Source organism: Saccharothrix hoggarensis, assembly GCF_042678885.1.
Lineage (GTDB): Bacteria > Actinomycetota > Actinomycetes > Mycobacteriales > Pseudonocardiaceae > Actinosynnema > Actinosynnema hoggarensis.
This window is the reverse complement of sequence record NZ_JBHTLK010000003.1, coordinates 32,328-55,519: the sequence shown is the minus strand read 5'-3', so window position 1 is coordinate 55,519 and position 23,192 is coordinate 32,328. Positions and strand designations below refer to the sequence as shown.

29 protein-coding genes, 2 tRNA genes and 1 pseudogene are annotated in these 23,192 nt (G+C 69.2%); 14 read left to right on the top strand and 18 right to left on the bottom strand.

The features are described from left to right. Positions 1 to 71: 71 nt before the first annotated feature. Complete coding sequence (locus ACFQ3T_RS01255) at positions 72 to 323, top strand: hypothetical protein (RefSeq protein WP_380718767.1); 252 nt, start codon at positions 72 to 74, stop codon at positions 321 to 323. Here ACFQ3T_RS01255 and ACFQ3T_RS01250 read toward each other — a convergent pair. Further along, positions 320 to 472, bottom strand: coding sequence for a hypothetical protein (locus ACFQ3T_RS01250; protein WP_380718766.1), 153 nt, complete (start codon positions 470 to 472; stop codon positions 320 to 322). The two genes, ACFQ3T_RS01255 and ACFQ3T_RS01250, sit on opposite strands and share 4 nt — an antisense overlap. Before the next feature lie 57 nt (positions 473 to 529). Next, positions 530 to 603: transfer RNA gene (locus ACFQ3T_RS01245), tRNA-Pro, on the bottom strand. Between the two features lie 61 nt (positions 604 to 664). On the opposite strand from ACFQ3T_RS01245, the gene ACFQ3T_RS01240 reads away from it, so the two are divergent. Beyond that, a tRNA-Gly gene (locus ACFQ3T_RS01240) sits at positions 665 to 738 on the top strand. A gap of 56 nt (positions 739 to 794) precedes the next feature. Here ACFQ3T_RS01240 and ACFQ3T_RS01235 read toward each other — a convergent pair. From ACFQ3T_RS01235 to ACFQ3T_RS01225, 3 genes are all read right to left on the bottom strand, one after another. Then, positions 795 to 1,205 (bottom strand): helix-turn-helix domain-containing protein, encoded by a 411-nt coding sequence (locus ACFQ3T_RS01235; protein WP_380718763.1) that lies wholly within the window; start codon positions 1,203 to 1,205, stop codon positions 795 to 797. A gap of 435 nt (positions 1,206 to 1,640) precedes the next feature. Beyond that, positions 1,641 to 1,871: a hypothetical protein gene (locus ACFQ3T_RS01230; RefSeq protein ID WP_380718761.1), complete on the bottom strand. Its 231-nt coding sequence runs from the start codon at positions 1,869 to 1,871 to the stop codon at positions 1,641 to 1,643. A gap of 29 nt (positions 1,872 to 1,900) precedes the next feature. Next, on the bottom strand, positions 1,901 to 2,284 hold the full coding sequence (locus tag ACFQ3T_RS01225; protein WP_380718759.1) for a plasmid replication, integration and excision activator: 384 nt from the start codon (positions 2,282 to 2,284) through the stop codon (positions 1,901 to 1,903). A gap of 228 nt (positions 2,285 to 2,512) precedes the next feature. Here ACFQ3T_RS01225 and ACFQ3T_RS01220 point away from each other — a divergent pair, with 228 nt between their 5' ends. Together ACFQ3T_RS01220 and ACFQ3T_RS01215 are read left to right on the top strand one after the other, a co-directional pair. Beyond that, complete coding sequence (locus tag ACFQ3T_RS01220; RefSeq protein ID WP_380718756.1) at positions 2,513 to 3,256, top strand: DUF5919 domain-containing protein; 744 nt, start codon at positions 2,513 to 2,515, stop codon at positions 3,254 to 3,256. Between the two features lie 10 nt (positions 3,257 to 3,266). Beyond that, positions 3,267 to 3,740: an NUDIX hydrolase gene (locus ACFQ3T_RS01215; RefSeq protein ID WP_380718754.1), complete on the top strand. Its 474-nt coding sequence runs from the start codon at positions 3,267 to 3,269 to the stop codon at positions 3,738 to 3,740. Here ACFQ3T_RS01215 and ACFQ3T_RS01210 read toward each other — a convergent pair. The 3 genes from ACFQ3T_RS01210 to ACFQ3T_RS01200 all read right to left on the bottom strand — a co-directional run bounded on the left by ACFQ3T_RS01210 (position 3,725) and on the right by ACFQ3T_RS01200 (position 5,809). Further along, positions 3,725 to 4,135 (bottom strand): phosphohydrolase, encoded by a 411-nt coding sequence (locus ACFQ3T_RS01210; RefSeq protein WP_380718752.1) that lies wholly within the window; start codon positions 4,133 to 4,135, stop codon positions 3,725 to 3,727. The two genes, ACFQ3T_RS01215 and ACFQ3T_RS01210, sit on opposite strands and share 16 nt — an antisense overlap. A gap of 193 nt (positions 4,136 to 4,328) precedes the next feature. Further along, a complete protein-coding gene (locus ACFQ3T_RS01205) occupies positions 4,329 to 5,246 on the bottom strand; it encodes a hypothetical protein (RefSeq protein WP_380718750.1) in 918 nt (305 codons plus the stop codon). Beyond that, positions 5,243 to 5,809, bottom strand: a complete 567-nt coding sequence (locus ACFQ3T_RS01200; RefSeq protein WP_380718748.1) for a DUF6932 family protein — start codon at positions 5,807 to 5,809, stop codon at positions 5,243 to 5,245. The genes ACFQ3T_RS01205 and ACFQ3T_RS01200 overlap by 4 nt, the downstream gene beginning before the upstream one ends. A gap of 375 nt (positions 5,810 to 6,184) precedes the next feature. On the opposite strand from ACFQ3T_RS01200, the gene ACFQ3T_RS01195 reads away from it, so the two are divergent. Next, positions 6,185 to 6,992, top strand: a protein-coding gene (locus ACFQ3T_RS01195) for an IS5 family transposase (protein WP_380718832.1) whose coding sequence is annotated in 2 segments (ribosomal slippage) — positions 6,185 to 6,529 and positions 6,531 to 6,992 — 807 coding nt in all. Because the reading frame shifts where the segments join, the coding sequence is not laid out codon by codon here. A gap of 7 nt (positions 6,993 to 6,999) precedes the next feature. On the opposite strand, the gene ACFQ3T_RS01190 is transcribed toward ACFQ3T_RS01195, so the two are convergent. Together ACFQ3T_RS01190 and ACFQ3T_RS01185 are read right to left on the bottom strand one after the other, a co-directional pair. Next, positions 7,000 to 7,965, bottom strand: a complete 966-nt coding sequence (locus tag ACFQ3T_RS01190) for a RelA/SpoT domain-containing protein (RefSeq protein WP_380718830.1) — start codon at positions 7,963 to 7,965, stop codon at positions 7,000 to 7,002. 198 nt (positions 7,966 to 8,163) lie between these two features. After that, a pseudogene (locus ACFQ3T_RS01185) lies at positions 8,164 to 8,322 on the bottom strand (IS5/IS1182 family transposase); the annotation flags it as partial. Positions 8,323 to 8,989: 667 nt separating this feature from the next. Between ACFQ3T_RS01185 and ACFQ3T_RS01180 the strand changes: the two are divergent. From ACFQ3T_RS01180 to ACFQ3T_RS01170, 3 genes are all read left to right on the top strand, one after another. After that, on the top strand, positions 8,990 to 9,205 hold the full coding sequence (locus ACFQ3T_RS01180; RefSeq protein WP_380718746.1) for a hypothetical protein: 216 nt from the start codon (positions 8,990 to 8,992) through the stop codon (positions 9,203 to 9,205). Positions 9,206 to 9,207: 2 nt separating this feature from the next. Then, positions 9,208 to 9,570 carry a hypothetical protein gene (locus ACFQ3T_RS01175; RefSeq protein WP_380718744.1) on the top strand — a complete coding sequence of 121 codons (363 nt, stop codon included), beginning with the start codon at positions 9,208 to 9,210 and terminating at the stop codon, positions 9,568 to 9,570. 123 nt (positions 9,571 to 9,693) lie between these two features. After that, positions 9,694 to 10,050, top strand: a complete 357-nt coding sequence (locus tag ACFQ3T_RS01170) for a VOC family protein (RefSeq protein ID WP_380718828.1) — start codon at positions 9,694 to 9,696, stop codon at positions 10,048 to 10,050. Positions 10,051 to 10,209: 159 nt separating this feature from the next. On the opposite strand, the gene ACFQ3T_RS01165 is transcribed toward ACFQ3T_RS01170, so the two are convergent. Next, positions 10,210 to 10,914 carry a maleylpyruvate isomerase family mycothiol-dependent enzyme gene (locus ACFQ3T_RS01165; protein WP_380718742.1) on the bottom strand — a complete coding sequence of 235 codons (705 nt, stop codon included), beginning with the start codon at positions 10,912 to 10,914 and terminating at the stop codon, positions 10,210 to 10,212. Positions 10,915 to 11,013: 99 nt separating this feature from the next. On the opposite strand from ACFQ3T_RS01165, the gene ACFQ3T_RS01160 reads away from it, so the two are divergent. Next, positions 11,014 to 12,222 carry a GNAT family N-acetyltransferase gene (locus ACFQ3T_RS01160; RefSeq protein ID WP_380718740.1) on the top strand — a complete coding sequence of 403 codons (1,209 nt, stop codon included), beginning with the start codon at positions 11,014 to 11,016 and terminating at the stop codon, positions 12,220 to 12,222. Between the two features lie 60 nt (positions 12,223 to 12,282). Next, positions 12,283 to 13,032, top strand: a complete 750-nt coding sequence (locus tag ACFQ3T_RS01155) for a hypothetical protein (protein ID WP_380718738.1) — start codon at positions 12,283 to 12,285, stop codon at positions 13,030 to 13,032. Between the two features lie 30 nt (positions 13,033 to 13,062). Here ACFQ3T_RS01155 and ACFQ3T_RS01150 read toward each other — a convergent pair whose 3' ends face one another. Next, complete coding sequence (locus ACFQ3T_RS01150) at positions 13,063 to 13,866, bottom strand: Fpg/Nei family DNA glycosylase (protein WP_380718736.1); 804 nt, start codon at positions 13,864 to 13,866, stop codon at positions 13,063 to 13,065. Continuing rightward, positions 13,866 to 14,333, bottom strand: coding sequence for a ribose-5-phosphate isomerase (locus ACFQ3T_RS01145; protein ID WP_380718734.1), 468 nt, complete (start codon positions 14,331 to 14,333; stop codon positions 13,866 to 13,868). The genes ACFQ3T_RS01150 and ACFQ3T_RS01145 overlap by 1 nt, the downstream gene beginning before the upstream one ends. Positions 14,334 to 14,360: 27 nt before the next feature. Between ACFQ3T_RS01145 and ACFQ3T_RS01140 the strand changes: the two genes are divergently transcribed. After that, positions 14,361 to 15,077 (top strand): 2-phosphosulfolactate phosphatase, encoded by a 717-nt coding sequence (locus ACFQ3T_RS01140; RefSeq protein ID WP_380718733.1) that lies wholly within the window; start codon positions 14,361 to 14,363, stop codon positions 15,075 to 15,077. A gap of 3 nt (positions 15,078 to 15,080) precedes the next feature. Here ACFQ3T_RS01140 and ACFQ3T_RS01135 read toward each other — a convergent pair whose 3' ends face one another. Together ACFQ3T_RS01135 and ACFQ3T_RS01130 are read right to left on the bottom strand one after the other, a co-directional pair. Then, positions 15,081 to 16,436 (bottom strand): aldehyde dehydrogenase family protein, encoded by a 1,356-nt coding sequence (locus ACFQ3T_RS01135; protein ID WP_380718731.1) that lies wholly within the window; start codon positions 16,434 to 16,436, stop codon positions 15,081 to 15,083. Positions 16,437 to 16,504: 68 nt separating this feature from the next. Further along, positions 16,505 to 17,119 carry a DsbA family oxidoreductase gene (locus ACFQ3T_RS01130; RefSeq protein WP_380718729.1) on the bottom strand — a complete coding sequence of 205 codons (615 nt, stop codon included), beginning with the start codon at positions 17,117 to 17,119 and terminating at the stop codon, positions 16,505 to 16,507. 219 nt (positions 17,120 to 17,338) lie between these two features. Between ACFQ3T_RS01130 and pepN the strand changes: the two genes are divergently transcribed. Then, a complete protein-coding gene (gene pepN / locus ACFQ3T_RS01125) occupies positions 17,339 to 19,900 on the top strand; it encodes an aminopeptidase N (RefSeq protein WP_380718727.1) in 2,562 nt (853 codons plus the stop codon). A gap of 117 nt (positions 19,901 to 20,017) precedes the next feature. Here pepN and ACFQ3T_RS01120 read toward each other — a convergent pair whose 3' ends face one another. Beyond that, positions 20,018 to 20,869, bottom strand: coding sequence for a helix-turn-helix domain-containing protein (locus tag ACFQ3T_RS01120; RefSeq protein WP_380718725.1), 852 nt, complete (start codon positions 20,867 to 20,869; stop codon positions 20,018 to 20,020). Between the two features lie 201 nt (positions 20,870 to 21,070). On the opposite strand from ACFQ3T_RS01120, the gene ACFQ3T_RS01115 reads away from it, so the two are divergent. Then, positions 21,071 to 21,907: a helix-turn-helix domain-containing protein gene (locus ACFQ3T_RS01115; protein WP_380718723.1), complete on the top strand. Its 837-nt coding sequence runs from the start codon at positions 21,071 to 21,073 to the stop codon at positions 21,905 to 21,907. Continuing rightward, a complete protein-coding gene (locus tag ACFQ3T_RS01110; RefSeq protein ID WP_380718721.1) occupies positions 21,907 to 22,071 on the top strand; it encodes a DUF397 domain-containing protein in 165 nt (54 codons plus the stop codon). The genes ACFQ3T_RS01115 and ACFQ3T_RS01110 overlap by 1 nt, the downstream gene beginning before the upstream one ends. 57 nt (positions 22,072 to 22,128) lie before the next feature. On the opposite strand, the gene ACFQ3T_RS01105 is transcribed toward ACFQ3T_RS01110, so the two are convergent. Next, positions 22,129 to 22,614, bottom strand: a complete 486-nt coding sequence (locus tag ACFQ3T_RS01105; RefSeq protein ID WP_380718719.1) for a DUF5130 family protein — start codon at positions 22,612 to 22,614, stop codon at positions 22,129 to 22,131. Then, complete coding sequence (ctaJ, locus tag ACFQ3T_RS01100) at positions 22,601 to 22,846, bottom strand: aa3-type cytochrome oxidase subunit CtaJ (RefSeq protein ID WP_380718717.1); 246 nt, start codon at positions 22,844 to 22,846, stop codon at positions 22,601 to 22,603. Before ctaJ ends, ACFQ3T_RS01105 begins: the two co-directional genes overlap by 14 nt. Positions 22,847 to 23,192: the final 346 nt, after the last annotated feature.

The following is a 23,192-nucleotide window of genomic DNA, read 5'->3' as shown; positions in this document are numbered from 1 at the left end:
GAGCGCCCAGGCGCGGGTGTGCTCAAGAACGGCCCGCGTTTCGCGACGCGGGTGCCGGGTAGGCCGGACGCATGACCGTCAAGGCTCGTGATCTGCGTGCACTGCTGGAGTCCGACGTGGCGGACCCCAACCTCGTCCTGATCGAGGGACGGTTGGAGGTGGTGCCCGTGGACGACCTCGACACGGACCGCTTGCGCGGGGCGATGCTGCTGGTGTCGAGGGCCGAACTCCTCGGCCGCGGCGTGGACGAGCAGTCGAGCGACGACGACCTGGAACGCCAGGCCGCCGCCATCTCGACCGCCGTCAACGAACTGGGCGGCTAGTCCGCGTCCTTCTCGCCCTCGGCCACATCGGGCTCTTCGCCGTCGACGCCGAAGCCGGCTTCCTGCTCGGGAGCCCCGAGCCCGGGGTCGGCCGCGGCGATGCGAGGACGCCCGAACTCGGGGTCGGGCTCGAACGGTGCTGTGGTCATGCAGCGGGGCTACCACCGAAAAGCCCTGACCAACCACCAGGCTGGCCAGGGCGACCGTCGGGGCGACAGGATTTGAACCTGCGACCCCCCGCTCCCAAAGCGGGTGCGCTACCAAACTGCGCCACGCCCCGGTCCACCTCACCCTATCGCGACCAGCTAAGCTAACCGCGCGCCCACCCCGGTAGGCGCGTCGCGGGTGTAGCTCAATGGTAGAGCCCCAGCCTTCCAAGCTGGTCATGCGGGTTCGATTCCCGTCACCCGCTCCACCGCATCGCCGCGTGGTCCACAGCGGCTCGCGCGTTCCGTCCGAACAGGACTTGGTTCAGCCATCACCCACTTCCGCGGTGCTCCCGCGTGTGTAGGCGTCGGCCGCGCCGAAGATCACGCCCGAGGTGTCGGTGAGCCGCAGTGGCAGCGACCGGGGCATGTGCCGCGCCGGGATGCCCGCGTACAGCGCCAGGCCGTCCAACGCCCGCACGTGCTCCGGCAGCTCCACCCGCAACAACAGGTCGAAGGGGTCAAGCCGCTCCCGGTGCCGCGCCGCCGCGCCGGCCAACAGCTCCAGCAGCGGCACACCCGTGACCTCGGCGTACATCTCCAACGCCGCCGGACTCGGCCCCCGCAATCCGTTCTCGATCTTGGAGAACATCGCCACCGACACCCCGAACCGCTCGGCCATGTCCACCGCCGAGACGCCCCGCCCACGCCGCAACTGCCGCAGATGCGCGCCCAACACCTGGTAGTACACCGAGCGCCGAGCCGGTTGACGTACGGCTTTCCCTTCCGCAGTCACCGCCGCCCCCCAGGCGTCCACAACCGCGGAGCCACACCGCGCACCAACCGCGGAGCAGTCCTCTCCCCCGGCGCTGGAAGCCCGATCAACGCATCGACCACCTCGACCACATCCCCGGTCCGCTCCCACGTCAACGCAGGAGGGTCCCCACCGGTCGACCGCAGCCCCATCGCATCAGTCGCCGAGCGAACCCGGAGGCAGTCCATCCACCCATCAGGCCAGGCCCGGAACGCGTCGACCTGCATGACGCCCTCCGCGTCCCGGTGGTGAATGAACGACCAGCCCGCCTCTTCGAGGTCGACCAGCCGACGAAGCTCCGGGAACCGGGCAACGACCCTGGCAACGTTGCCGCTCACCTGCGACAGGGCCATCAGCTCAACCCTCCCCGGTGGCGTCATCATCGACCTCCTCGACCAGCACGTGCCGCCCCGCCTTCGGAGGGGCCACCTGCTCGAGAGCCGCCTGCCCCTCGGTGAGGCCACGCACCAGACGCGGTAGCGCCGCGTGGTCCACCAGCAGCACAGCCGGGAACGCGTTGCCGAACCGGACCTCGACCCGTCCCGCGAACGCCAGCGGGTCGACCCGCATTGGCAGGTCAGCGGTCACGTGGAGACGCACCATGTCCGCCACCGGGGTCACGCGGCCTTGGAGGCGGGCTTGGCGACGACTGGCTTCATCCCGGACGCGCGCAGGCTGTACCCGAGCTTGGCCCGGCACCGGTGCCGCTCACCCCCGTGGCTGCCCCGGCACGCCTTGTCGTCGATCCAGGGCGTCACCGTCAGCCCTTCGAACACCACCGGCCGCACATCCGTCCCCGGAATCGCCTCCGGCGGAACCGGCTGGTGAGGAGCAGCGATCTTCACCGTCACCGCCGCATCGGTCTTCCGCTCGGCCGCCTGGTCGATCACCAGGACCGACCACACCAACAGCCCGGTCTCCTTGTACTTCTCCTGCTCCACCGGCAGGCCCTTCGCCCGCTCCTCGGCGGACTGGAACTTGAGCACTGGCTCAACACCCATCACCAACGCACCACGCGGGAACACGAAGTCATGCGACGTGGGGAGCCTGCTCCCACCCGTGATCGCCACAGCCGATCTCCTGTCGTCAGCGTCGGCCGGACCTGCTGTCCGGCATCTCGACACCGACCACTTTCGGCAAAAGTCGGGGACGGCAGCACCGCATAGCGGGACAACTAAAGACGTCTTCGCTACCTTGAAGTCGTCCCAACTCGTTCCACAGGGGGAGCCATGCCGAACCAACGCCTACGAGACTCGTTGCTACGCAACGGTTTCGACCTCATCCAGGTGGCCAAAGCCACCGGCGTGGACCCCAAGACGGTCGAACGCTGGATCAACCTCGACCGCACCCCGTACCCCCGGCACCGACGCACCATCGCCGCCATGGTCAGGGAGGCCGAGACCTACCTCTGGCCCAACGCGCTCGCCCCGGAGGCCAAGAAGGAGATCACCCAATCGGAGGTCGTGCAGGTCTACCCGCACCGCCACTCCGTCCCCCAGGAGCAGTGGACCCACCTGGTCGACCAGGCCCGCCTGAACATCTCGATCCTGATCTACTCGGGCATGTTCCTCACCGACAACCCGAGCCTGATCGAGATCTTCCGCCAGAAGGCAGAGGCAGGCGTCAAGATCCGCCTACTCCTGGGTGACCCGGCCAGCCGCGAGGTAGCCCGCCGCAGCGAGGAAGAGGGAATCGGCAAGGGCACCCTCGCCGCCAAGGTCCGCAACGCCCTCGCGTTCTTCAAGCCACTGGCCGACACCGGCCACGCCGAGGTCAGGTGCCACCGCACCACGCTTTACAACTCGATCTACCGCTTCGATGACGAGATGCTGGTCAACACCCACGTACACGGCTTCATGGCAGCTCACGCCCCGGTCCTGCACCTGCGCCGCCTCTCCGGAGGCGACCTCTTCGAGACCTACGCCGAGAGCTTCCAGGGCGTCTGGGACGACGCCAAGCCACCCAAGTGGTAGGCAGGGACACATGGCGCGCACCGACCACTACAACGACCCCAACGCCCCCAAAGCGACCAACATCGTCGTAGCCGTGACCGCATTCGTCCAGGACGACCAAGGCCGCCTACTCATGATCCGCCGCACCGACAACGACCTCTACTCCATCCCCGGCGGAGCCCAGGACGTAGGCGAGACCATCGGCCATACCGTCGTGCGCGAGATCAGGGAAGAGACCGGCATCGACGTAGACCCCACCGACATCATCGGCATCTACTCCGACCCGGCACACGTCATCTCCTACACGGACGGCGAAGTCCGCCAAGAGTTCTCCATCTGCTTCCGCGCTCAGCCCATCGGAGGCAAGCTGCGCACAAGCAACGAGTCCAGCGAAGTCCACTGGGTAGCCCGCGAAGACCTAAAAGCCCTCAATATCCATCCCTCGATCCGACTCCGGATCGAACACGGCTTCGCCGCGCGCACCACCCCCTACTTCGCCAAGTGACCCAACCCAGCCGCCCGCAACCGCTCCTCGGTCCGTTGGACTGCACCAATCAACTCGGCTCGCGCTTGTTGGACGAAGGACGTCACCAAGTCTTCCGGACCGTAGCGCTTTCTAATCTCGTCGAGCCGATCAACCACGTTCGTTGGCTCGCCATCCGGCGTCGTTGTCATGTCCGCCCACCAGAGAGCATCACGCACGTCGGATTGCTCGTCTTCCCAGATGCTCAACTCAGCCGACAGTTGTCGCAGATCCGCTTCCCTACGTGCACAGGAGTGGTGGGCGACCAGAGCACATAGCCTCTCAGGGAATCCTTCGCTCTTAAGCCAGAGAGCACCATCAATCGAATGAAATCCCGTAACCACCAACAAAGGAGAATATCCGATGTCATGCAGCATACCGGCAGCAGCCAGCAACTGCGCTTCAGTGAAAGAAAAAGGCTCGACATCTGCGCAGCACGGTGGGCAACACCCCTAACATGCCGCCACCGCTGCGGCAGCGAGTCCTTCAGCAGAAGCTCCGCGATTTGAGCAGAATCTTCGATATCGATATGCGTAGACAAGTTTTACTCGATCGACTTTCTTCACCGTCTTAAAGCATCTCCTGATGCCCGAGTATGCGCAAGAAGCTATAAGTAGAAGCCGCCACGTGGCCGAGCTTATCTTTCTCTTGAGTAAGGAGTGCCAAGATTCGAACAAATTGCCCTAGCTGGACGGACTGACTGCGCAGGACGTCAGCATCGACAGAGATGTCGTACGTGGCAGAATTACGCCTACCAGGATCGACTTTGATTTTTACCGACCCTTTAAGGCTTTGCTCGTATACGTAGCCCGCGACAACCGTCTCACGCTGCTCAACGGTTCGCTCGAACAACGTCTGTGCGTAAGCCCTACCTGCCCGAGTGATCCTAGACCTACGTCGAGACGAAGAGGGGGAGCGCCAAAGAAGCTCCAACACTAAATCTCGATCTTCGAGTGCAGTAACAAGCTTTTGCATTTTACCAAGAAGATCTGAAGCACTAATGCTGGCTATCTCGGCCGCGCTCGCCTGTCGCTCCACAGCATCATGGACGTCAAATACGCGGCGAATCGCGCTATCGATAGCCGAGGAGACCGCCTCGATGCCACCTTCAAAATCCGATACCGGCATCTTCGGCTGAAGCTGCAAAACTGCACTACCCGCGCCTACTCCAACCAGTTCAAGTCCTGTCAGGCCAGCCTTACTAGCCTCAGGAAGAGCGGCATCGATTTCTGCTTGAATCGGCCCAAGAAGATCATCGACGATGTGTACGTCGAGCGCACCGAAGCCCACGTCCGGTCCTTCAACATGGACATCCAGCCACGGAGAGTTACCGGCGGCAGGGTCCATGCGCCGGGCAGACTCAAGCACAGCATGATCGAGAACGCTCTCAAGATCACCCGCTGGCTCATCGTCTAGATCAGCGAAGAAGTCATCCAGTGAAGCGCGCCGCTCTTCAAGAAGGTGGTTCCAAGCGTTCCCTCTGCTCACGGTGCCACCTCCAGGTACCCACGTCGCGGCGGCGCTTCTTCCTCGGTCGACGGCCCCTTCGGCCCCGGTGCCCGCAGTCGCTGCCACCAATCATCCAACGATCCACGCCGCTCTAGGTAGTCCCGAGCGGATGAACCTACGGCGGTAGGACGCAGAGTAGAAGCGACTGGCTCCCACTCTAGTACGAACGGCTCAACCTTGAAGCGTTCGACGATGCCCGTACGGTGTCCGATCAGTCTCTTCAGAGCCTTCGACCGTCGATGGGTCTGCGCTTCAACCAAAGCGCGCCGATCGATGACCGGCGTCACATCAAGATCATCGGGATTAAGCTTGCCAGAGATGAAGCTGCCTGCGAGCCAGACCAGTTGCAGTACTGGGCCTACATCCGCCTTCTCCTCAGCGAGCAGCCAGGCCGCCAAGTAGTCCTGGAAGCCTTGCCAGATGTCACGCCGAGTAGCCGAGTTCACGAACTGGTCATGATCTACGAAGCGCGCCTGAACCTCCTCAAGGGACGTCCTATACCGCCCCGGCGGGAGATGACCGTTCGCGCCTAGCTCTGGCACCAAGGCTCCGCTTCCTCCATTGACTAAGCATCAACTACTTCACTGATCGTCGCCGGTGCTCGGGTTGTCGTTACAACCACAGCCGGAACACGGAACTGCCGAACTCCGCTCTACGGGATCAAGGCACGCCGCCTGCGGCAGCGCGCGGCTGAGACCAGCTCACGCTGGCACCGACTCCCGCATCACGGCACGCCGGGCTCCCGCTTCGCTCCGCCCGTCGGCCGTGCCCGGAGTTCGGTGCACGTGGCCGGGTGGCGGCGCGCTACCGCTGGGCACCAGGTCACCGCAGATTTGCCAGCTCGACAGTCGGGACGATCGCGCGGTCATGGGACTTAGACGTCGTTTCTGATGGTGCGATCGCTCGTTGAACCGCACATGCCGGAGCTGATCGAGCGGCTGGTGCCAGACGAGTTGTGGACGCTGTTCCGGCGGGTAGTCCCGCCGACGGAGGTCATACGCCCACAGGGCGGCGGCCGCCGACGAGCCGGGGACCGTGAATGTCTGGCGGCGATCATCTCCGTGGCCACCTCAGGCTGCACTTGGCGACAGTTGCCTCCGGTGTTCGAACCAGCCTGGCCCACTGCCTACCGGCGCTTCGCCCAGTGGAGCCGAGAGCGGGTGTGGGCCAGGCTGCACCGGGTGCTCCTCGACGAACTCGGGGCTCGGGGCGAGCTGAACTGGTCCCGATGCGCCATCGATTCCGTCAGCGTCCGGGCGGCAAAAAGGGCCGCTCACCGGACCGAATCCGACCGACCGCGGCAAGCCGGGATCGAAAATTCACCTGATCACCGACCGCAACGGACTGCCCCTGTCGCTGGACATCTCCGGCGCCAACACGCACGACAGCCTCGGCCTGCAGCCGCTCGTGCGCGGGATCCCGCCCATCCTTTCCCGCCGCGGACCGCGCCGCCGGCGCCCGGCCCAGCTTCACGCAGACAAGGGCTACGACTATGACCACCTGCGGAAATGGCTTCGCGAGCGTCGCATCCGCCACCGCATCGCCCGCAAAGTCATCGAGTCCTTCACGCGGCTCGGCCGACACCGCTGGGTCGTCGAGAGAACGGTCTCTTGGCTGGCCGGATGCCGACGCCTGCACCGCCGCTACGAGCGCAAGGCCGAGCACTTCCTGGGCTTCGTCGGCATAGCCGCAGCCCTCATCATCTACCGCCGACTCACCAACTGACATAAGTTCATAGGCACGCCGCGACGAACTCGGTGAAACGGCCGGTGTCTGCGAAGTAGTTCGGGTACGCGTCGCGCAGCTGGCTGATCCGGGCGATGTTGATGAGCACCGCGTCAAGGTCCTTGTTGTCCAATGCCTCCAACTCGGTGATCCTGGCCTCTGCGGCGGCCAGCGTCTCGTGCACCGTCACTGTGAGCTTTCCCTCGGTCCGCCAGAGTTCAAGGGTCAGGGTGTTCCGGCGGTCTGTCTTGGCGTGCTCGCCCACGATCGCCGCGTAGCCCCGTAGCCGCTCCAGAACGCCCACGTTCGCCTCCAGGCGCGACAACTCGGCCGCCAGCTCCTCCCGCGTCCCCTGGGCGCCCGGCACCGGGGTGGTGTCTTCCTCGTACGCCATGAGCGAGCCGACCAGGACGAAGAACCTGAGCACGTCCGTGTCGCCCTTCCCGTACTTCAGCTCGCTGCCCGAGAACAAATCCATGGTCTCGACGGCGGTCGCCCAGGCGTGCTGGAGCAGCGTGCGCACCTGCAGCTCGATCCGCAGGCCGTGGTATTCCTTTTTCGAGGCTCCGTACTCGTACAACAGGTGAACACCCCGGTAGCCGGAGTCGCGTGGCCCCGGGTCGTCACGTAGGTAGTCGTAGACCTTCTTGACGCGGTTCTTGCTCCGTGGCAAGTCCCTCAGGACGCTGACCAACTCGTCCACCTCGGTGACGGTGTCGAAGACCACCCGGCAGCCCCCCAAATCCTGCATGGTGGTCACGCTCATCGTGGGGTGGCGCTTCAGCTTGTCTAGGATCGTGGGGAGGCGCCTCCGGCGCTCGGCCACGACGGCGTTCGGGTTCACGTCGAGCGCTCGCTGCCGCACGGTCACAGTCACCGCATTCAGAGGAAATGCGTGGGCGAGACGGTAGTTGCTCAGGACCTCCCGCGCCTCCCGGATCTCCTCGGGGGTGCCCGTCCCCTTACCGATCATCCGGCTCGCGCGTTGGACGCGCTTGTTCGAGTTCTCAGGGACCACCCACTTCTTCATGGTCGCGACCGTACAGGGCCGCGCCGACACCCGCCTGCGGTTATCGCCGCGGTCGGCGCGGCCTTTTCCGGAGATCGAGGAGACCGTCCGGAGGCTACCGGTCGATACGGACGCACGGCCGTCGGAATCTTGGCGGAGCCCGCCTGAGGTGGCCACGAAGATGATCGCCGCCAGACATTCACGGTCCCCAGCTCGTCGGCGGCCGCCGCCCTGTGGGCGTATGACCTCCGTCGGCGGGACCACCCGCCGGAACAGCGTCCACAACTCGTCTGGCACCAGCCGCTCGATCAGCTCCGGCATGTGCGGTTCAACGAGCGATCGCACCATCAGAAACGACGTCTTAGGTGGGCTGGGCACGGCGACCGGCTGCCGCGACGGCTTCGCCGCCTTGCCATCGGGGTAGGCGACTCGGCGACGAGGGCCAGGCGCACACACGCGAACGGGCACCACCCCGAGGCGGCTGGCACGTGGCCGAGTGTCAGGGTGGTGCCCGGTAAAGACTGCGACATGCCGTCGCTGCCCGTGCCCCTCGCGTGCCCCATCTCAGGGTCAACAGCGGTCAATCAAGGGCACAGGCGGTCAGATGGCGAGCATAGGCGCTGGTCAGGGGGTTAGCTGGTCACGGGCTTGATCGTTGCCAGACCTTCCAAGCTCGTCATGCGGGTTCGATTCCCGTCACCCGCTCCAGCCTCTTCCCCTTGCAGGTCAACAGCGGTGCCACCCATCCCAGGGCAGCACCGCTGTCGCGTCTGGTGATCACGTCGTGCGATTGGCGTGCGATTGGCTCGCCTTCACCCGCTCGCTGAGCCGGCGCCACTCGTCTCGGCGGCCTCTTCGAGACCTACGCTGAGGGCCTGGGAACCGTTTGTGCAGGAGCGAGGCGTGCGACGTTCGAAGAGAAGGCTGGACCCGGTCCCGCCGGTCAGCCGCTTCGAGCTGGTGCTGATTCGTCAAGGTCGCGATCGCGGTGTCCGGGCGCACGGACCTCACCTTCGAACTGGACCCGGAGGGCGAAGACGCCGTCGTGGACACCTGCTGGTTGCTGACGATCCACACCGCGTCGGACGAGGTGGACGTCCTCGTCTCGTCCGACGGCTGGTCCTTCGCGTGCGAGGACGACGACGGGTACTTCGAAGACACGGTGGAGAGACCGCGGTTGTCCGAGGTGTTTCGGGAGCTGTAGGCGTGGAGACGCTGTCAAGGCGGTCCGGTACCGACAACGACAGGAACATCATCCCACCGGACGGCTTTCGGGTCGCCGACCTTTTCGCTGTCAGACTGGTGAACATGGGGTTGGTCGAGCCTTCTCGCGCTGACGTCGAGCGGCAGATGGTGGGGCTGTTGTCGGGCGCCCTCGGTCGGGACGCGGTGGATCGGTGGGCTGGGCGGTACTTCGCCGCGGACGTCGAGGTGGCCGACCCGGTCGTGTGGCAAGCCCTCGGTCGGTTGCACGGGGTTGACCTTGTTGATGGACCGGGCGGGGAGTACTTGCACGACCTCGGTCAGGTGGCCGAATGGCTTGCCGACCTCCGTGGAGGGGTGAGCTAGGGGTCGCGGCGGTTGCGCTCGTGGCTGCTTGCCGACTTCGGCGCTGTTCCCGCTCGAACCGGGGTCGTGTGCGCATTCCACCCCGTGGAGGATGAGACAGGTCCACTGTGGAGTGGCGTGAGAATGGGGCGCGGTATGCGGTTGGATCAGGTCGTGGTGGATTGCCTCGAGCCGGGGAGGTTGGCTCGGTTCTGGGCGGCGGTGTTGGGGGGTGTGGTCGTCGAGCGGGAGCACGGGTGGGCGCACGTCGAGCCGCCCGGGTGGCCTCGGATCTCGTTCCAGCCGGTGGCCGAGGGGAAGCGGGTGAAGAACCGGCTGCACTGGGACATCGACGTGGACGACATCGGGGAGGCGACGCGTCTCGCGGTGGGGTTGGGGGCTACCACGAGCGGTGTCCTCCAGGTTGACGAGCAGGGGAGCTTTCAGGTGTTGCTCGACCCCGCCGGCAACGAGTTCTGCTTCGTCCGGCCGCGACGGTAGGGCGGTCGGGACGTCACGTGGTCAGGGCGCGCCACAGGGCCTCGCCGAAACGGATCGCCAGCACCACCACTAGGACGCCGAAGGTGAACGTCACCAGGCATCTCAGGATCACGCGGAGCTTCGTCACGGAGCACAGTGTGCGCCCGCGGGAACCAGAAATCAGCCCGTTGCGCCCGCCACCGCGGCACGCAACGCGCGCACGGCCGTCACGTCGCCCTCGACCGACAGGTGCTCCTCCCCCGCCCGTCCCCACAGCCACAGGTCGACCGCGGACGCCGATCCGCTGACGACGGCCGCCGCGTCACCGCGAGGGCCGTAGTCGACGATCCCCTCGTGCAGCGCCACCGTCCACGACCGGCCGGGTACGCGCAGCGTCACGGGACGCCCGGACGTGTGCGCCCGCGGCGGGAGGTGGGTGCCCAGCCAGAGGCGCAGCACCTCGTCCACGCCGTCGGCGGCCACGTCCTCGTCCAACGGGGACGCGCCGCCGGTCGCGGCCTCGGCGTCGACGCGGTGCACGGCGGTCTCGTGCGTCATCCGCCGCAGCCAGAAGCCGAGGGTCTGGTCCCACGGGCACCACGTCGCCGTGACGGTCGCGGCGCGCGCCGGGTCGAGCACGGCGGTCAACGCCGCCGCGCCGTCGCGGTACCAGGCGACGGGGTCGGCCGGGTCGGGATGGGACGTCCAGCCCGCGGGCCGGGCGCCGTCGGTGACCCACCGCGTCACCATGCGGTGGATGGAGCCGACGTGGGTGATCAGGTCGCCGACCGTCATGCCGGGGCACGCCGGCACCGGGCGGTCCGGCGGGGCGAGGTCGGCCGCCACCGCCAACGCCTCCGCTTCGACGCGGAGCGCGCGAGCCAACGCAAAGGGGTCCACCGACCAAGCATCGCGGAACGGGCGGGGTCGGCGCGATGCCGAATCGGATCGCGCGGAACGATCGACCGGCGTATGAACGGTGCCATGACGCTCACACTCCGCACCCTCACCGCGGACGACCTCCCGGCGTTCCAGCGGGTCTTCGACGCGGCGTTCCTGCTCGACACCCAGGAGGACCGGCTCGAACGATGGCGTGACGTCTTCGAGCCGGAACGCCACCACGCCGTGTTCGACGGTGACGAGATGATCGGCGGCGGTGGCGTCCAGAGCCGCGAGATGACGGTCCCCGGCGCGGGTCCGGTGCCGATCGCGGCGGTCACGTCGGTAGGTGTGAAGCCTGGTCACCGCCGTCGCGGCGTGCTGACCAGGCTGATGCGGGCCCAGCTGCACGGCCTGCACGAGGAGGGCCGCGAGGCGGTGGCGGCGCTGTGGGCGTCGGAGGCGGGGATCTACCCCCGGTTCGGGTACGGGTTCGCGGCGCAGTTCGCGCGGCTCGCGGTGCCGCGCGGCGCGGCGTTCCACCCCGGCGTGTCGCTGGGCGGGGAACGGGTGCGCGAGGTGTCGCGGGACGAGGCCATGCCGGCGATGAAGGCCGTGTACGAGTCGCTGCGCCCGACCCGCACGGGCTGGCTGAACCGGTCCGACGCCCACTGGGGCCACCACCTGGCGGACGAGGAGCGCGACCGCGGCGGGCTGACCGCCTACCGGTACGTGCTGCACCCGGACGGCTACGCGGTCTACCGGATCAAGGGCGACTGGCAGGAGCGCGGCCCGCGCAGCGAGCTGCACCTGCGGGAGATCGCGGCCAGGACGGACGAGGCGTACGCGGCGCTGTACCGGTACGTGCTGGACCTCGACATGGTGGGCGAGGTGCAGTTCTTCACCGCCTCGGACGACCCGGTGGTGCACCTGCTGGCCGACGCGCGGCTGGCGTTGCGCAGCATGCAGGACTCGCTGTGGGTGCGGCTCGTGGACGTGGACCGCGCGCTCGTCCAGCGCCGGTACGGGTCGGACGTCGACGCGGTGCTGGAGGTGCACGACGACTTCTGCCCGTGGAACGGCGGCCGGTGGCGGTTCACCGTGAAGGACGGCACGGCGACCGTGCAGCGGGTGGACGACGACCCGGACGTGGTGCTGGACGTGCAGGCGTTGGGCGCGGCGTACCTCGGCGGGACGAAGTTGACGGTGCTGGCGCGTGCGCAACGGGTGCGCGAGGTCACGGAGGGTGTCCTCCGCACCTTGTCGCACGCGTTCTCGGGTGACCGCGACCCGCACTGCTCGGAGCTCTTCTGACCGGTCGGGGAACCTCCGCGACGCGGCGGGCGTTCTCCGGACAACAGACCGGGAGGTCCGATGACCACAGGAATCGTGCTGCTCGTGCTGCTCGTCCTGGTGGTGGGTGCCGGCTGGTACTTCGCCAGGGCCGCCGCCGAGAAGCGCCGCCGGGAGTTGGAGGACGCGCAGGCCGACGCGCGCCGCTGGGTCGAGCGGCTGGGCGGCCAGGTGATGAACCTGACCGGCACGGACGTCGCCTCGCAGCAGGCGTTGGCGGACGCGTCCGAGCGGTTCACCGCCGCCGGTTCGCAGATGGAGCAGGCGCGGACGGTGGAGCAGTGCCGCCTGGTCACGCAGACCGCGATGGAGGGCCTGTACTACGTGCGGGCGGCGCGGGTCGCGATGGACCTGGACCCCGGCCCCGAGCTGCCCGACCTGACGGGTCAGAGCCGTGCGGGCAAGGTGTCGGAGGAGCGTGACGTCACGGTGGAGGGCCACCGGTACGTCGCCTCGCCGCGGCCGGGCGCGGGCACGCCGCACTACTACCCCGGTGGGGTGGTGGCCGGTCGTCCGGTGCCGCAGGGCTGGTACTCGGAGCCGTGGTGGAAGCCGGCGCTGGTGGCGGGCGCGTGGGGCTTCGGCTCGATGTTGCTGTTCAGCGCCATGTTCTCCGGCATGGTGGGTGTGCCGGCGGCCGTCGCGGCCGAGGACGCCGGTGGCGGGGACGCCAGTGGTGACGGTGGCGATGGCGGCGACGGTGGTGACGGCGGTGACGGCGGAGGCGACTTCGGCGGTGACTTCGGCGGGGGCGACTTCGGCGGGTTCTGACCGGGACCGCCCCGGTGGCGGGTCACCCGGTCACGCGGGCTGGCAGGTGGGGCACCAGTAGAGGTTGCGGGCGGCCAGTTCGGCGGCCGCCACGGGGGTGCCGCAGAGCAGGCAAGGCTGACCGGTGCGGCGGTAGACGTACACCTCGCCGCCGTGCCGGTCCTGGCGCGGCGCCCGGCCGGTGACCTCGGGCAGGTGCTCCGGCCGCACGGTGTCGATCCGGCCGGCCTCCACCCCGGCCCGCATCAGCACGGCCAGGTCGGACCACAGGTCGTCCCACAGCGCCCGGTCGACCCGGTTCCCCGGCACGAGCGGGTGGACGCCGTGCCGGAACAGCACCTCGGCCCGGTACACGTTGCCGACGCCCGCGAGCACGGACTGGTCCATCAGCAGCACGGCGATGGACTGGCGCGACCGGGCGACGCGCGCGTAGGCCAGTTCGGGCTTGGCGTCGCGGCGCAGCGGGTCGGGGCCGAGGCGGGCGCGCAGGGCGGCGACCTCGACGTCGGTCAGCACCTCGCACCGGGTGGGGCCGCGCAGGTCCGTCCAGTGGGTGGGGCCGGCCAGGCGCATGCGCACCTGGCCGACCGGTTCGGTCACGGGGTGGGGCGACTCGCTGAACGTGCCGTAGAGGCCGAGGTGGACGTGCACGGTGGCGTCCGGGCCGTACACGTGGAACAGGTGCTTGCCGTGCGCCTCGGCGCGCAGGAACCGCCGACCGTCCACAGTGGACGCCGGGAACCTGCCCTGCGGGCTGGACACCCGGACGGTCGAGCCCGCGTAGCGGCGGTGGTGCAGCTCCGCCAGGCGGTGGAGCGTGTGGCCTTCGGGCATCAGGGCAGGGCCGGGGCCTCGCCGGTGCGCTCGTACTCGGCGAGGATGCCGATGCGGCGCGCGTGCCGCTCCTGCCCGGAGAACGGGGTGGCCAGGAAGGCCTCCACGATCGCGAACGCCTCCTCGGTGGTGTGCATCCGGGCGCCGAGGCCGATCAGCTGGGCGTCGTTGTGCTCGCGGGCGAGCTTCGCCGTCTCCACGCTGTAGGCCAGGGCGGCGCGGGCGCCGGGCACCTTGTTGGCGGCAATCTGCTCGCCGTTGCCGGAGCCGCCGATGACGACGCCCAGGCTGCCCTCCTCCGCGACCACCCGACGGGCGGCCTCGATGCAGAACGGGGGGTAGTCGTCCTCCGCGTCGTACACGGCCGGACCGACGTCCACCACGTCGTGGCCCGCGTCGGTCAGGTGCTTGGCGAGGGCGGTCTTCAGCTCGAAGCCCGCGTGGTCCGATCCCAGGTAAACGCGCACGTCAGCAAGTCTGCCATCCTCGGGCGCGTGTTCGGACAAGAGGGTTCGCGGCTGAGGTTGGAATGGGGTCCCGAGGGGGTCGCCGCGCTCGGCGGGTCGTGCGCCGTGCTGGTGATCGTGGACGTGCTGTCGTTCTCCACGGCGGCGGACATCGTGGTCGGGCGCGGCGGTTCGGTGCGGCCGGTGCGGTGGGCGGACCGGGAACGGGCGGCGCGGCCCGCGGACCCGGCGTGGACGTTGCGCCCGTCGTCGCTGGTCACGGTGCCGCCGGGGACGGAGCTGGAGCTGCCGTCGCCGAACGGCGCGACGTTGTGCGCCCTGGCCGAGGCGACGGGGGCGGTCGTGCTGGCGGGGTGCCTGCGCAACGCGCGGGCGGTGGCGGACGCGGCCCGCTCGCTGGCGGCCGGCGGGCCGATCGGCGTGGTGCCGGGCGGCGAGCGGTGGGGTGTGGACATCCTCACGAACACCGGCGAGAGCGGGCCGCTGCGGCCGGCGGTGGAGGACCTGCTCGGCGCGGGCGCGGTGGTGGCGTCGCTGCTCGGGTACGGGACGGCGTCGGTCGAGGCGGCGCTGGCGGCGGAGATGTTCGCGCGGGCGTCGGTGGAGGACGTGCTGACCGGCTGCGTGTCGGGGCGTGAGCTGATCGCCGCCGGTCACGCGGGCGACGTGGCGCTAGCCGCCGAGCTGAACGCCAGCACCGCCGTGCCGCTGCTGGCGGACGGCGTGCTGCGCGCGGCGGGCTGACGCTCAGCGCTGGATGGACTTCACCTCGGTGAACTCGTCCAGCCCGAAGCGGCCGAACTCGCGCCCGTTGCCGGACTGGCGGTAGCCGCCGAACGGCGCGCTGGTGTTGAACGCGGCGCCGTTGATGTCGACCTGGCCGGTGCGCAAGCGCTTGGCGACGGACAGGGCGCGCGACGGGTCGGCGGAGAACACGGCGCCGCCCAGGCCGTAGATGGTGGAGTTGGCGATGCGCACGGCGTCGTCCTCGTCGGCGTACGGCAGCACGGACAGGACGGGGCCGAAGATCTCCTCCTGCGCGATGGCCATGTCCGGCCGCACGTCGCCGAACACGGTCGGCGCGACGTGGAAACCGCGCGAGGTCGGCGCTTCCGGGCCGCCGAGGGCGAGCTTCGCGCCTTCCTCGACGCCCCGGCGGATGTAGCCGACGACGCGGTCGCGCTGGGCGGCGGACACGGCCGGGCCGATGCGGGTGGCGGGCAGGGACGGGTCGCCGGGCTCGTACTTCGACGCCGCCGCGACGGCGATCTCCAGCGCCTCGTCGTGCCGGGACGCGGGCACCAGGAGCCTGGTCCACGCGCTGCACGCCTGGCCGTTGTTCATGAACGCGTTGGCGACGCCGATCTTGACCGCGCGGCTCAGGTCGGCGTCGTCCAGCACGACGTTCGCCGACTTGCCGCCCAGTTCCAGCGCGACCCGCTTGACGGTGTCGGCGGCGAGCGCGGCGACCCGCCGACCGGCCCGCGTCGACCCGGTGAACGACACCATGTCCACCATCGGGTGAACGGCGAGGGCTTCGCCGACGACCGGCCCGGTGCCGTGGACGACGGAGAACACGCCCTCGGGCACCCCGGCCTCGGCCAGCACGGTCGCCAGCAGGTCGGCCGTCATGGGCGCGAGCTCGCTGGGCTTGAGCACCACCACGTTGCCCGCCGCCAGCGCGGGCACGACCTTGGCGACCATCTGCTGGAGCGGGAAGTTCCACGGGGTGATGGCGGCGACGACGCCGATCGGCTCGCGCAGGACCAGCGAGTTGCCGACCTCCTCGCCGTCGAAGTACCCGCCCGCGAGGACGTCGGCCACGCCGCGCGCGATGCCGACGGGGTTCGGCACCTGGACGCGCGTGGCGAACGTGAGGGGCGTGCCCATCTCGGCGACCATCGTGGCGGCCAGCTCGTCGGCCCGCGCCTCCAGCCCGTCGGCCACCCGCCGCACCAGGTCGAGCCTGGCCTCGACGGACGTCGCCGACCACGCCGGGAACGCGGCGACAGCCCTGGTCACGGCCGCGTCGACGTCACCGGGCGTGCCGGCGCGAACGGCGCCGATGACCTCTTCGGTGGTCGGGTTGACGACCTCGATCACTGCGGACTCCCCGAGAACGGTGTGACACTCCACGACGAAACTCGCCTCAGAGTGTCACACCGCGGGACTCAGGAGAAGTCCAGACCGCCCGTCCGGGTGCGCTTCAGCTCGAAGAAGTGCGGGTAGCTCGCCAGCGCCCGCGCGCCGTCGAAGACCTTCACGGCGTCCTCGCCGCGCGGGATCCGGCTCAGCACCGGCCCGAAGAACGCCACGCCCTCGATGTGGATGGTCGGCGTGCCGACGTCCTCGCCCACCGGGTCCATGCCCCGGTGGTGGCTGGCCCGCAGGTCGCCGTCGTGCTCGTCGGTGTGCGCGGCCTCGGCGAGCTCGGCGGGCAGGCCGACCTCGGCCAGCGCCTCCTTGATGACCTCGTCGTAGTCCTGCTTGCCCTGGTTGTGCAACCGGGTGCCCATCGCGGTGTAGAGGTCGCGCAGGACGGCGTCGCCCTTCAGCTTGGCCGCGGCGATCGCCACGCGCACCGGGCCCCAGCCCCGGGTCATCACGTCGCGGTACTGCTCCGGCAGGTCACGGCCCTCGTTGAGCACCGACAGGCTCATCACGTGGAACTCGAGGTCGATGTCGCGCTGCTTCTCGACCTCCAGGATCCACCGGGACGAGATCCACGCGAACGGGCAGATCGGGTCGAAGTAGAAGTCGACCTTCGTGCGTCCCTCTGTCGACATGCGGTGTCCCTCCGTGGGTGCTCGTGTGCGGTGCGCCAGGTTCGGCGTCCATCGTGCACAACCAGCCGACCACACGCAGTCTTCCCTCGGACGCCAGTCCACTTCCGCCCGTCCCACGTGATTGGATGCGACTGTCGTGTTCACCGACACGACACCCTTTCCCCGTTCCGACGACGTCGGCGCCGAGGCTTCTCGCGGCGCCGGCAGACGAGGTGACCAGTGGCGGCACCCAACCTCACCCGCGACCAGGCGCAGCAGCGGTCTGCGCTGTTGGAGGTCGACTCCTACCGGATCGAGCTGGACCTGACCGACGGCGGTGGCAAGCCCGGCTCGGACACGTTCCGCTCCACCACGACGGTGTCCTTCCGCAGCCGGACGCCCGGCGCGTCCTCGTGGGTCGACATCGTGGCCGCCACCGTCCACCGGGCCGTGCTCAACGGGCGCGAGCTGGACGTCGCCGAGTACCGGGAGGAGGACGGCGTCCACCTGCCCGACCTGGCCGAGGTCAACGAGCTGACGATCGAGGCCGACTGCCGGTACATGAACACCGGCGAGGGCCTGCACCGGTTCGTCGACCCCGTGGACGGCGAGGTGTACCTGTACTCGCAGTTCGAGACGGCGGACGCCAAGCGCATGTTCGCCTGCTTCGACCAGCCGGACCTGAAGTCCGTCTACGACCTGGCGGTGACCGCGCCGCACCACTGGAAGGTCGTCTCCAACTCGGCGATCGAGTCCACTGTGGACGGTGTCGGCGGCGCGGACAGGCACGTCTTCGGCACCACCAAGCCCATGTCGACGTACCTGGTCGCGCTGGTGGCCGGCCCGTACGCCGAGTGGCGCGACGAGTTCACCGACGGCGACACGACGATCCCGCTGGGCATCTACTGCCGCGCCTCGCTCGCGCCGCACATGGACGCCGAGCGCCTGTTCACCGAGACCAAGCAGGGTTTCGGCTTCTACCACGGCGCGTTCGGCGTGAAGTACCCGTTCGGCAAGTACGACCAGTGCTTCGTGCCCGAGTTCAACGCGGGCGCGATGGAGAACGCGGGCTGCGTGACGTTCCTGGAGGACTACGTCTTCCGCAGCCGCGTCACCCGCTACCTGTACGAGCGCCGCGCCGAGACCGTGCTGCACGAGATGGCGCACATGTGGTTCGGCGACCTGGTCACCATGCGCTGGTGGGACGACCTGTGGCTGAACGAGTCGTTCGCCACCTGGGCGTCGGTGCTGGCGCAGGCCGAGGCGACCGAGTACCGGCAGGCGTGGACCACGTTCGCCAAGATCGAGAAGTCGTGGGCGTACCGGCAGGACCAGCTGCCGTCCACGCACCCCGTGGCCGCGGACATCCCGGACCTCCAGGCGGTCGAGGTCAACTTCGACGGCATCACCTACGCCAAGGGCGCCTCGGTGCTCAAGCAGCTGGTGTCGTACGTGGGGCTGGACAACTTCCTGTCCGGCCTGCGGGTGTACTTCGGCAAGCACGCCTGGGGCAACGCGACGCTGGCCGACCTGCTCAACGCGCTGGAGGAGGCGTCGGGCCGCGACCTGTCGTGGTGGAGCGCCCAGTGGTTGGAGACGACCGGCCTGAACCTGCTGCGCCCCAAGTACTCCGTGGACGCCGAGGGCCGGTTCACCGAGTTCGCGGTGCTGCAGGGCGGCGCGCGCCCCGGCGCGGGCGAGCTGCGCACGCACCGGCTGGCGATCGGCGTCTACGACTCGGACGAGTCGGGCAAGCTCGTCCGCACGCACCGGGTCGAGCTGGACGTGTCCGGCGAGCGCACCGAGGTGCCGGACCTGGTCGGCGTGCCGCGCGGCAAGCTGGTGCTGGTCAACGACGACGACCTCACCTACTGCACGATGCGGCTGGACGCGGACTCGCTGGCGTCGCTGATCGACCACATCGCCGACATCGCCGAGCCGCTGCCACGCACGCTGTGCTGGTCGGCGGCGTGGGAGATGACGCGCGAGGCCGAGCTGAAGGCCCGCGACTTCGTGAACCTGGTGCTCGGCGGGCTGCACGCGGAGACCGAGGTCGGCGTGGTTCAGCGGCTGCTGCTCCAGGCGCAGACGGCGCTGTCGTCGTACGCGGACGTGTCGTGGCGCGACGAGGGCTGGCGCCGGTTCACCACCCGGACGCTGGAGCTGGCGCGGGCCGCCGAGCCCGGTTCGGACCACCAGCTGGCGTTCGTGAACGCGCTGGCCGGGTCGGTGCTGGACGAGTCGACGTTGGCGCTGCTGCGCGGCTGGCTGGACGGCACGGACGCGCTCGACGGCCTCGACGTCGACACCGACCTGCGGTGGCGGCTGCTGCACGCGCTGGTCGCGCACGGCGCCGCGTCGCTGGACGAGATCGCCGCCGAGGAGGAGCGCGACCCGACCGCGACCGGCCGCCGCAAGGCGGAGTCGGCGCGGGCGCTGCGGCCCACCGTCGAGGCGAAGAACGAGGCGTGGGACCGGGCGGTGAACGACGACGACCTGCCGAACGCGGTGTCCGAGGCGATCATCGCGGGCATCCAGCACCCCGGCCAGAAGGCGCTGTTGCAGCCGTTCGTCGAGCGGTACTTCGCCGACGTGGCCGCGGTGTGGGAGCGGCGGTCGAGCGAGCGGGCCCAGTCCATGGTCGTCGGGCTGTTCCCGTCGTGGTCGATCTCGAAGGAGACGGTGACGGCGTCCGACGAGTGGCTGGCCGAGGAGCGCCCGCCGGCGCTGCGGCGGCTGGTGTCCGAGGGCCGCGCGGGCATCGTGCGGGCCCTGGCGGCGCAGGAGTTCGACCGGTCCTGACCGGGTGTTCGCGGCAACGGGGCGGCGCTGGTGGCGCCGCCCCGTTGCGCTTCCCGGCGTGCGGGGTGGAGGACACCGTCCGGTGCGGCGGAACGGTGGCTCCCCGGCACGCGGGGGCTAGGCGCGACGCTCGCGGTCGTAGGCGTCCGCCCACCGGGCGAAGACGTCGCGGGACTGGGCCGGTGTCAGCACCAGCCGTTCGAGCTGGCGCATCTTGAGCTGGTAGGCCATGACGGCGGTCGGCTCGTCGTGGAACACGGTCGCCGTCTCGGTCTCCGTGTACGCCAGGGGCTTGGTGGGCTCCTGGAACGTCAGCAGGGCCCCCGGGTGCCGCAGCGCCCCGTGCGACCGGGCGGTCATCGGGATGACGCGCGGGCTGATCTGGGCCCACCCGCACATCAGCGTCAGGCGCAGGAGCTGGTCGCGCATGACCTTCTGGTCGCCGACGACCACCCGCAACGCCGCCTCGTGGATGTAGATGACGGTTTCCGGGCCTCCGGGCCGCCGCAGGTTGTCCTGGCGGTCCATCCGGGCCTGGGTGGCGTCGCGGTCGCGGGTCAGCGCGAACGCGTAGTCCTCGGTCTGCGCCAGGCTCGGGATCGTCAACGGCTCGTAGACGGTGACCGTCCGCGCGGCCGACTCGTGCAGCGCCAGCGCCGTGAGCGTGTCCGGCGACGCGCGGTGCAGGCGCAGGAAGCTGCCGGTGTCGGCTTCGCTCGCGATGGACAGGATGCGGTCGCGGGTCGGTTTGTCCGCGCCGCACCGGCCGAGCAGCGTGCCGATTTCCCACGCGCTCGTGCCGCGGCTGCCGGTTTCGAGTTTCGACAGTTTGCCCAGGGACCAGCCCAACGCCTCGGCGACGAAACCCGACGACAGTCGGGCCCGGTGCCGGACGCGGCGCAATTCTTCCCCCAATTCGCGGCTGCGGGCAGTGCTCAGCCGGACAGGCTGCCTTTCTTCGGGTTCCATGTCTCCCCTACTAATGGCGGGACACGGCGGGTGGTGGGCACGGCGCATTCCGCGCACTTCACCACCCGCCGCGCATGTCCGACCAGCGTGCGGGCTGGCCGGTGGCTTTGTTGCACAACAGACTGTCCGTCCCGGAACAGCCGGTCAATACCCTTTTCGAGCGAGAGACTTGACCACCGGTCCCGTTCTAAGCTGCATTACATGAATCGCAATACCTCGAAGGCCATCGCCTTGGGAGCGCGCCTGCGCAACGTTCGAGAGGCCAATAATCTCAGTCAACGCGCACTCGGACGTAAAATCGGTGTGGTGCATTCGTTGCTCTCGCGCAACGAAAGCGGGCAGCGGGTGCCGACCCGCGCGGAGGTGATCCGCATCCTCGAACCCCTCGACATCCCCGATCGGGTTCGCGAAGAGATCCTCGGCATGACCGAGGACACCGCCGGTTCACCCCTTGAGGTGATCGAACTGCCGGAGCGCCGGGTCCAGATCGCCGCGCTGGTGGAGCTGGAGCAGATGGCCCACGAGATCGTGAGCTGGTCCCCGCTGATCGTCCCCGGCCTGTTGCAGGTCAGCGCCTACACCCGCTCGATCATGGAGGCCGCCCGCATCCCGGAGGAGGAGATCGCGACCCGCGTCGCCGTGCGGATGGGGCGGCGCGACGTCCTCACCCGGCGCAACCCGGTCCGCTTCACCGCCCTGATCGGCGAGGCGGTGCTGTTGCAGACCGTCGGCGGCCCCGCGGTCATGGCCGAGCAGCTGGACCACCTGCTGATGATGAGCGCGCACGAGAACGTCGACCTGCGCATCGTGCCCTTCGCCACCGGCTGGCACCCCGGTCTGGACGGCCCTTTCCACGTGCTGAAGTGCAACGGGACGTCGTTCGTGCACCTGGAGAACCGGATCAGCTCGGTGTTCGTGCAGGAACCCGAGGTGGTAGCCGGCTTCGAGGCGTCCGTGCCAAGGTTGCTGGAGGTCGCGATGGACCAGGAGCGGTCCTTCGAGTTCATCGCGAAGGTGGTGCGGACGACGGGAGTCTGATGGCCCTGCGGTGGAAGAAGTCCAGCAAGAGCGTCGAGAGCGGTTCGTGCGTCGAGGTGGCGAGCCACCTGGGCGCGGTGCGGGACAGCAAGAACCCCGAGACGGTGCTGGACGTCGACGCGGTCCGGCTGAGGGCGTTCGTGGACGCGCTCAAGTCCCGGTAGAACGCGAAGGCCCCGGCGCAAACCGCCGGGGCCTCCACGTCGTTCGGGGTCGTCGCGTCAGACGCGCCTCGGCGCCGGACCCGCCTGGTCGATCAGCATCCGCAGGCCGCCCACCAGACCGCCGGCGAGGTCGCCCTCCTTGAAGGACGCGACCATGCTCATGACGGCGAGCTTCGCGCCGCGGTCGGCGATGCGGCGGTGCGACTCCTCGCCCGTCACGATCTCCACCACGCGCTGTCCCGGCGACACCGCGATCAGCACGGCGTGCGTCGGGCGCGTGGTGCTCGCGTGCATCTCCTCGGCCTGCGCGCGGGAGTCGGGGCCCAGGTCGCCGAGGTACACGCTGAAGTCCAGCCCGGTCGTGCGGCTGGCCAGCGTCAGCGCCTCGTCCAGGCTGGCCAGCTGCACCGGCGTGAACGGCAGGCTGGGCGCGTGCGGCTCGTACATCTTCGCCGCGGACACCCGGCCGCTGTTGGTCACGACCGCGCCGTCCTCCAGGGTCGACGGGTCGACCTCGGTCCTGGTCAGCTCACCAGTTGCCACGAGCACCTCCCTTGGCGGTCCGGCCCTCGGCCGGGGTCGCGGCGGCCTGGTGCGCGCCACCGGGCAAGCCGCCGGGGTTCGCCGTCCACCAGACGGGGGCGTAGTTCCATTCCTGGCCCGGGCGGTACCGCTGAATGCGGGTGGCCTTCGGCCTCAGCGTCAGTAGCGTGATCACGCCGTAGATGGCCAGCGGGATCAGCGCGAAGACGAGCACGGTCTCCACGATGGTCACGGCGGTTACGGTAACCGATCGGCCTGGTCAGCTCGGGGCGAGGGCACCCGTAGCCGCGCCGGCGGGCGGCGGGCGCCGGTTCTGTCTGTGAACGCCGCCCCGCGGCGATGGCGTTCGATCACGCCTAACGGCGGTGACGGCGCGGCGGGACGCGGTCGGGCGTCGCGGGGCCGTGCGGCCGGGCGCGATCACCGTGGCCGCACGGCATGGCGCGGTGTGGCGCGGTGTGATCTGGCCGACCCCTCACCTGGGACGACGTCACCCTCGGTATCCATCGATGCCGGATGCACTAGCTCCGGCGCTCGATCGTCGCAGTGCGTACACCCGGACGGTCTTCCCCCGTACG